We start from the raw sequence: 4,989 nt of genomic DNA on the forward strand, positions 1-4,989 counted from the left end.
CGATTCTATCGAGCATCATTGCCGGTCACGGACGCCATATAACAACGGGTAAAGCGTTTTCGCTGTCTTTGGTTTACGTATTGTCGGTGTCTTTGACCTATACCGTCGCCGGCGTAGTGGCGGGTTTGTTTGGTGAAAACTTGCAAGCCGCCTTTCAGAATCCGTGGATTATCGGTTCATTCGCGGGGTTGTTTGTATTGCTGTCGTTGTCGATGTTTGGTTTCTATGACCTGCAGCTGCCGAATAGCTGGCAGACCCGGTTGAATCGTATGAGCAGCAATCAGAAAGGCGGCACAGTGACCGGTGTTGCAGTGATGGGATTGCTATCGGCCCTGATTGTGGGTCCTTGTATGGCGGCGCCACTGGCTGGTGCGTTGATCTATATCGGTCAGAGCGGTGATCCAGTGATGGGCGGAACTGCGTTGTTCAGTTTAAGCATGGGTATGGGCGTTCCTCTGTTGTTGATTGGTGTGTCGGCGGGCAAGCTGTTACCTAAGGCCGGGATCTGGATGGAGTCTGTTAAGGCCGGTTTTGGTGTCATGCTGCTGTTGCTGGCGATCTGGATGTTGGATCGTATTGTGGCAACGGAAGTGACCATGCTGCTGACAGCGGGCGTGTTGATCGCAAGTGCAATCTTTATGCACGCGCTGGATCGTCTGCCTGAGCCATCCGGCGGTTGGTTGCGCATCTGGAAAGGTGTGGGTGTCATCATGTTGATTTACGGTTCTGCCTTGCTGATTGGCGCGTTGTCCGGAAATCGCAGTATGATTTATCCATTGCAGGGTGTTGCGGTGGGTGTCGGGCAGGTGGCTGCGACACCGGCATTGCCGTTCAAAAAGGTGACCTCTCCCGCGCAGCTGGATCAGTTGCTGGCTGAAGCCAGGCGAACTGGTAAACCGGTTATGCTCGATTTCTACGCCGACTGGTGTATCTCCTGTATAGAACTGGAAACCTATACCTTTGCCGACCGCAATGTGCAGATGGCGTTAAGCGGGTTCGAGTTGATTAAAGTGGATGTCACCAGCAATGATGCTGATGCGAAAGCTCTGAACAAAGAATATGGCGTGATTGGTCCGCCAGCGTTGATCTTTTTTGATCCGCAGGGCGAGCTACATAAAAACATGACACTGATCGGTGTCGCTGAGCCAGAGGATTTTGTCGCGCATCTCTCGCGACTGGGCACATAACAATAAAATGCTTGTGAGCAATGGAGGATGAACATGGTGAAGAAGTTACTTGTCGCAGCGGCCTTTTGCAGCGCGTTACCTGTCATGGCAGCGGACCCGGATAACGGTCAGGAGCTGTTTCATGAGGTCGCGCTGGAGCGTGTGATCCGCGGCGTCGAATACACGGATGCAAACTGCTACACCTGTCATGAAGCGTCATATTTTAAGCGACAGGACCGCGCGGCAACCACTTGGCCTAAGCTGAAAGCCTGGATTGAAGGCTGTAACACCAATTTGGATGTGGGCTGGTTTCCTGACGAAGCAGAAGATGTTGCGGCATATATGAACCGTGAGTTTTATAAATTCCCGGTTGCCGATTAAAGTATCCTCCAAAAAAATGCCCCGTCAGTCAGTGCTGGCGGGGCAAATATTCTGTGGTGGCTTGGGGTACTGCGTTTACCACAGAATACAACGATGATCGTTCCAATTCTTACTTGTGCTCTAATCGCACATTTCCGGCTGCACAGTTTCTAATCGTAAAATACTGTCCCGCATCGCAGCAGGTACGGCAGCGATCCCATTCTTGTTGTAGTCCACGCAGACAATCATGGATTCACCCTCGGCGGCGATGGCTTGATGCTCAACGCTATAGACAACGTGGTACATTTTGAAGCGATCACCTTTTAACTGTGTAACCCGCGTGGCGGAGATAACCGTGTCGGGGTAGGTCAGAGGGATTCGGTAGCGGCAGTTGGTATCGCGTAGGATGGGGCCAACGCCAGTTTCATCCATGATCCCTTTGAAATCACACGCTTCAAGGTATGCCATCCGTACGGACTCAAAATGTTTGAGATAGACCAAATTGTTCACGTGCTGAAAGGCATCCATATCGCCCCAGACAATTGGGATCTCAATCTGTATGGGATAGTCTTTTAATAACTCGCTTTTCACGGCTTTCTTCCTCGTCCTGCCTGATAGACCCATTTAGCCGCAAATCTTTCGATAAGTTAAATTTTTAATAATTATTAAAGCTATAAATCGTGTTTATGGTAATTATTGAAAGTTATGATTTCTGTCTGCTTTTCAAAACCCGTATGCTGGGGAGTAGTGAGAGACATAGAGCACTGAGGTCGAGTTATGAGTCAGCACCGTAGTCATCGATATGTAGGGCAATGTCATTGCGGCAATATCAAATATCAGTTTGAAACTGCACGTGTGTTAGATGCCCGCAATTCTCGAGAGTGTCAGTGTGAGTTTTGTTTGATGCATCGAAATTTGTACCAGTCTGATCCAGATGGAAAACTGGTGATTGATGTTGGGAATACTCAGCAATTGAACGAATATCAATTTGGACACAAAACGGCGAACTTTCTGATCTGTCGAAACTGTGGGGTGATGCCAGTCGTGACCTCTGAGATCGACGGCAAGTTATATGCGGTGATTAATGTGAATTGTCTGCAGCCGCGTTTAGTGCTGGCCGAAGGGGAAACCGTTGTGCCGATGGTGTATAGCGATGAAAAAACCGGGCCACGTCTGGCACGTCGAAAGAAGAACTGGATTGCTGATGTGACCCTGACTCAGAACGTCGGTCTATAGGTTAATTGGGAACCGTATTATGGAGATCAGACAGATACGTTATTTTTTAGCCGTGCAGGAAACGGGAAGCTTTACCCGTGCGGCCGAGAAGATGTTTGTGACACAACCTGCGTTGTCGACGGCGGTCAAAGCGTTGGAGGAAGAGCTGGGCGCTGCACTTCTGATACGGAAACCCAGACGTATTACGCTAACGCCTGCCGGGCTGCGTTTCCGAGATCGTGCTTTTGCCATTCTGGCTGAATGCAATGCGGCTAAACGTGATCTGATGGACTCTCGCGATCAGCGACAGTTAAGGCTTGGTGTGTTGGGTACCCTTGATACACCGCCCGTGAACGATCTGTTGCACGATTTTCGCAGGACCTACCCGGATATTCTGTTGCATCTGCAAACGGGTAACAGGGAGGAGTTGGCGCAGCGTATGGGGCAGGATAAGGTCGATCTGTTGATTACCTCTCTTTCTGGTGATGAGGCGTCCCATACTGCGCTGCCGTTATATCAGGAGCGCTTTGTTCTTGTGGTGCATAACCAACACCCATTGGCGACCCGCAGTAGCGTGCATCTGGCAGATCTTCATGAGCAACCCTTTGTTTTGCGCAAGCATTGTGAGGTGCTGAATGAGGGTAAGCGGGTATTTCTCTCCGAGCAGGCTCAGCCCCACTTTACGTGTCGAACGGATTCTGATGGTTGGGCGTTGTCCATGGTGCAGAATAATCTTGCCGCCACCATTATGGGGGAAACGGTTGAGGCCCCTAATATAGTCAAAGTTCCTATCGTTGATTTTGGTTTGATGCGCACCGTGGGGTGTTTGTGGCGTGCTCACAGTGATCCGGAGGGTGTTAAGCAGTTTACCGACTTTGCAGCACAAAAAAGTTGGGCACTTGCCGGGTGAAGGGGGTAGGTCTCCTAGTTTTGTTGGGGTACCTCTAAAGAGATAGTTTTGACTCTGTAAGCCCCGTGCCAACTGGATTTTAGATGTTCTGAAGCGAATTAGTCACCTGCGGAGACTTTGATTTTAATCAAGAACTGTCGGGCAGAAGGCTCTAAAGTGAGGGCTATCGAATTTGGAGGTCCCCATGAGTATTCAGTTTAAAGAGCTGTTGGATGCCGCTGGCACGCAGGATGAGCCGCAGCGTTTATTGTTCCTTTTCGCACAGATCGAGAAGCAGGACAGTAAAAAACACAAGCAGCGTCAGCATGGTTCAGTTGTACCGCTGATGTGCGTTGATAAGTTACCCGCAGAGCTGACTGATTTTACCGGGCTGGCTGCTGAGGCGGATCAGGTGTCGGCGGGCTGGGACTTTGTGCTGGCGGCAGGGTTGTCTGGTACGGGTGGACAGCCTCCATCGACGGATGATGCGGAACCTCATCTGAATAAGATGGCGAACGATTTGATGATGGGCGCGGATCTTTCCCGTTATGTGATTTTTGATCGTCAGGGTAATCCGGTTTCCATGCAGGCAAACTAAGCATTATCTGCACGATTGATTGGCATTGCCCGGATTTAAGTCCGGGCATTTTTATGTCTGAAGGCTTTGCGGTTTGATCAGGTGATTTTTCGTTTCAGGCCGAAGTCTGCCATGATGCGTGTCGCGATCTCCTCAATGGAGAAGTTAGTCGTGTTAATGCAGTTGATGCCTTCATCCCGAAAGATCTTTTCTACTTTGCGCACTTCCATATCGCACTGATCCAATGACGCATAGCGGCTGTTAGCACGACGTTCCTGACGGATCGCGGACAATTGGAAAGGCTCAATCGTCAGGCCATACAGTTTGTCCCGGTGTTTTTCCAAAAACTCCGGAAGTTTGCTGTGATGGATATCATCTTCGGTCAGTGGATAGTTGGCCGCACGAATACCGAACTGCATCGCCATATAGAGGCATGTAGGTGTTTTTCCGCTGCGAGATACGCCCAGCACGATGATGTCGGCGCGATCGTACTGTTGAATACGGCCACCGTCATCGTTATCAATCGCATAGTTCACGGATTCAATGCGGTCTTTGTACTTATTCACTTCGCCGATGGCATGTGAGCCGCCGACAGAATAGGATGACCGCGTCTGGAGTTCGCTTTCCAGCGGGCTGAGAAAGGTGGAAAAGACGTCAATTTTGAAACCGTCACACTGACTTAAAATACGACGAATTTCTTCATTAACAATGGTGTCGAAAATGATCGGACGTTCGCCATCGTCAATGCAGGCATCGTTGATCTGCTGAACCGCGGCTTCCGC

Annotated in this window: 7 protein-coding genes; 5 read left to right on the forward strand and 2 right to left on the reverse strand. The window is 50.1% G+C overall.

Annotation, left to right across the window (positions count from 1 at the left end; all coding sequences use genetic code 11):
• Together dsbD and ABYW01_RS13875 are read left to right on the forward strand one after the other, a co-directional pair.
• On the forward strand, positions 1-1,187 hold a 1,187-nt coding region (gene dsbD, locus ABYW01_RS13870; protein ID WP_372833670.1), incomplete at its 5' end, for a protein-disulfide reductase DsbD.
• A 33-nt stretch (positions 1,188-1,220) separates the two neighbouring features.
• Complete coding sequence (locus ABYW01_RS13875) at positions 1,221-1,547, forward strand: hypothetical protein (protein ID WP_372833672.1); 327 nt, start codon at positions 1,221-1,223, stop codon at positions 1,545-1,547.
• A gap of 120 nt (positions 1,548-1,667) precedes the next feature.
• On the opposite strand, the gene ABYW01_RS13880 is transcribed toward ABYW01_RS13875, so the two are convergent.
• Positions 1,668-2,117: an acyl-CoA thioesterase gene (locus ABYW01_RS13880; protein WP_372833673.1), complete on the reverse strand. Its 450-nt coding sequence runs from the start codon at positions 2,115-2,117 to the stop codon at positions 1,668-1,670.
• A 186-nt stretch (positions 2,118-2,303) separates the two neighbouring features.
• Here ABYW01_RS13880 and ABYW01_RS13885 point away from each other — a divergent pair, with 186 nt between their 5' ends.
• The 3 genes from ABYW01_RS13885 to ABYW01_RS13895 all read left to right on the forward strand — a co-directional run bounded on the left by ABYW01_RS13885 (position 2,304) and on the right by ABYW01_RS13895 (position 4,228).
• Entirely contained in the window at positions 2,304-2,762 is a 459-nt protein-coding gene (locus ABYW01_RS13885; RefSeq protein WP_372833675.1) for a hypothetical protein, read from the forward strand.
• Between the two features lie 19 nt (positions 2,763-2,781).
• Positions 2,782-3,651: a LysR family transcriptional regulator gene (locus ABYW01_RS13890; protein WP_372833677.1), complete on the forward strand. Its 870-nt coding sequence runs from the start codon at positions 2,782-2,784 to the stop codon at positions 3,649-3,651.
• Positions 3,652-3,835: 184 nt separating this feature from the next.
• The gene (locus ABYW01_RS13895) at positions 3,836-4,228 is read left to right on the forward strand and encodes a ribonucleotide reductase subunit alpha (protein ID WP_372833680.1); all 393 of its coding nucleotides are present in this window, start codon (positions 3,836-3,838) and stop codon (positions 4,226-4,228) included.
• A gap of 77 nt (positions 4,229-4,305) precedes the next feature.
• Here the strand turns inward: ABYW01_RS13895 and ABYW01_RS13900 are convergent.
• A partial coding sequence (locus tag ABYW01_RS13900; protein ID WP_372833682.1) for a pyruvate, water dikinase regulatory protein occupies positions 4,306-4,989 on the reverse strand: 684 nt, incomplete at its 5' end.

It is taken from the genome of Pontibacterium sp., assembly GCF_041587635.1.
In the GTDB taxonomy this organism is placed as follows: domain Bacteria; phylum Pseudomonadota; class Gammaproteobacteria; order Pseudomonadales; family Balneatricaceae; genus Pontibacterium.